This window comes from Myxacorys chilensis, assembly GCF_059505265.1.
The window spans coordinates 1-2,737 of the sequence record NZ_JCACKG010000241.1; the positions used below are offsets into that span (position 1 = coordinate 1).

Here is a 2,737-nt window from a genome sequence, read left to right on the forward strand (position 1 = left end):
ATCCCCGCAATCCGGCATCTCATCGAGTTTTCTGCTCCGTTGTCACCCCCTGAAGGAAACAGCACAGTTGCTTGAGGACCCGCAGCTACAGAATTATTGATAATAAACTTCTCAAGAATTGCTCTCTGTTCTTGTTCAGGCGTCATATTCACTAGCTTGCTTTAATTTGACTGAGCCTAGAATCTGTTCTTCATTTTGTAGTGCGATGCCAACAACGTTTCCCAGCAGACGATTATCAGCAAAAGTATGGTCTGGCGATTGTGTTTTGGCATGAGTCAGAGCAGATTGAGCTTTACCAAGCACTGCAAAATCGGGCGATGCACATTAGGTGAATGATTCAGCTTAAAGCAGGCACTTGCCGGTACTTCAAGTAGTAAATCAACAACCGAATCGAGGCTTCCAGCATCTCAATCGACTTGGAATAGCAAAAAGTCTTGCGATGCAGTCGCGCTAGATAGTGCCGTAATCGGCTGTTCTCTCCTTCAACCCAAGTCATGGCTGTCTTGCTGACAAGATGATCGCACTCATCAATCAGACACCGATAGACAGGGTAGCCGTCGGTGATGTACAAAAAGCAGCACCATCCTCGAATCATCCCCCACAGCAAACGAAATGTTGCTAGAGAACGGTCACCGACCACCCACTTGAGAATACCTGGAGCTTTGGAGTTTACGGCGATCCAAACCCAGGCTTTGACTTTTTTGAGCCGACAAAGGTTTGGAGTTCATCGACTTGAGCCGATTGGGGAATTTCATAATCTTCCTCTGGCAGCGTCTGGTCAGCTTGTTTAACCCAGTTGATGACCGTGTTGTGACACACCCCGCTCACTCGTTCAATGGCACGAAACCCCATGCCATTGAGGTAAAGCGTTAAGCAGTGTTCTTTGACGTCTGGGGAGTAGCCTTGAGGTGTGTGAGTTTCCCGAAATTGACGCCCACAACTACGGCAAAGATAGTTCTGGACTCCCTTGCGTCGTCCGTTCTTGACGGTTTGGTTTGATTGACAGTGAAGACATTGCATCATACCTCTATTGTGCAACGCCTCAAAACAGGCTTATCCGCCTCACCAAAACTGGACAAGAGCCTGTAATTTTCGCTCAACAGTTTTGATTTGGCATAGTTCTTAGGGTTCCGTCTAATCGAGAAATGATGGGAAATGCGTTGATCCAGAAGACATTATTTTTTGAATCTCGTAAACAATCTCCTGGCTTGCTTCCCGGTCAGAAGTGGTTTTAGCAATTCTGGCGGAATCAAACCAATGGAAGACAGCACGTCTACGCACCACCTCTGTTCGTAAGTCTTCCGCATTAACTAACTCAATACGACTGGGTTCAGGACTCCAAGCAAAGCGAACACATTCAACTATATCTGATGGGTCTGATTCAAGTTTATATTTTCGTAAAAGAGCATAAGCTGCTTGAGGGACTGGGTTAACTGGAGCTTCGACAATCTTGAGCCTCAACACAATAGGATCTGGAGTATTAGGATCTGGAGTATTTTTAGGATCTGGAGTATTTTTTTTAGATTCCAGAAAGATAATGTATGGTTTTTTATCTTCATTGTCTTCAGAAGCCAATGTAAGTCGGAGTTCTAATGTATCTCCTGGCTTAAGGTCTGCCGTTCCCTCTTGAGTTTGGTTATTAAACTGTTCCAACGAAAGTTGAAAAAGCCGCTCAAGTTCTATACGTTGATTTTCCTGAGTGATATTTAGAGATAGAACTACATTATCACTGGTAATTTTTTTAGCCTCTAATTTTGCATAGACAACAGTTTTCGACTGCTGACCATCGACTGGCTTCTTAAAATCATCGTTATTGTTCCAGTCAAATCGTAACGAAACGATACTATCGGGGTTGTAAGCCTTGCGATCGGCTGAGAAAGTAAGTGTGCAGAGTTCTTTGTTATTGCTCTTTAGTTGATTCTGGATCTCAAGTACCTTAACACTATGAGCTGCGGCTGATGCTAGGTGTCGATTGTACTCTGGATCTTCAAAATGGATAAACCATGGTTCAACTGCGAGGGGGCAAGTAAATTGATCAGTAAGTCTTAGGGGCAAAAACAAAGTTTGCTTAAAGCCCCTATTGTCTGACGCTTGCTGGATATCTACCTGAACAGTAACGAGATAACCAGGTTTATTGCTAAGAATTTGCTTTAAAGTAGTCTCGTTTGCTTCAGTCAGGGGAAAATCGAGAGAAGATTCAGAACTAGTAAATTCCTTTTTCTCATATTTGATTGACTGCTGCCCATCAATTAAATGAACTTCTATCTGCCAACCTTCCAAAGGCAATTGCTCAGAAATGCTTTTAAGCTTAAACGTTAAGGAGCCATCCCAATCATTTTTCAGCGCTCCATATTTAGGAGATATCAGCCTAATTTGTAAACCTTTAGCAGAATGCAGATTACCGCTACTATCGATATAACTTGCATAGAATGCTTCGTCTACAGGAGTATTCGCAGCAATTAGACGTTTAGCAGGATCAAAATAGCTGGCCCAAGTCTGTAATGCTTTTTTCTTAACCTCTTTTTCTGTTTCTTTCGTAGCTTGGTAATCAGGAAGTAACAATGGACGAGGCATACGGTGTTGAACAGGGAGGCTGCCTGAAACGATCGTCGTGGCACATTGACCGAGTTGCTGACGTATCAATTGGTTGCGCACAGCAAACATGACGCCAGAACGGTTACCTACTAGGTTGTGTTGATAATTATGTGAAGTTGGGCTGAATAAGCTAAAAGGCGAT

2 protein-coding genes are annotated in these 2,737 nt (G+C 43.4%); both read right to left on the minus strand.

Annotated features, from left to right (window positions below; genetic code table 11):
* Window positions 1–337 precede the first annotated feature (337 nt).
* Window positions 338–1,020, minus strand: a protein-coding gene (locus AC5JLB_RS24885) for an IS1 family transposase (RefSeq protein ID WP_495876519.1) whose coding sequence is annotated in 2 segments (ribosomal slippage) — window positions 338–691 and window positions 694–1,020 — 681 coding nt in all. Because the reading frame shifts where the segments join, the coding sequence is not laid out codon by codon here.
* A gap of 114 nt (window positions 1,021–1,134) precedes the next feature.
* A partial coding sequence (locus AC5JLB_RS24890; RefSeq protein WP_495876518.1) for a hypothetical protein occupies window positions 1,135–2,737 on the minus strand: 1,603 nt, incomplete at its 5' end.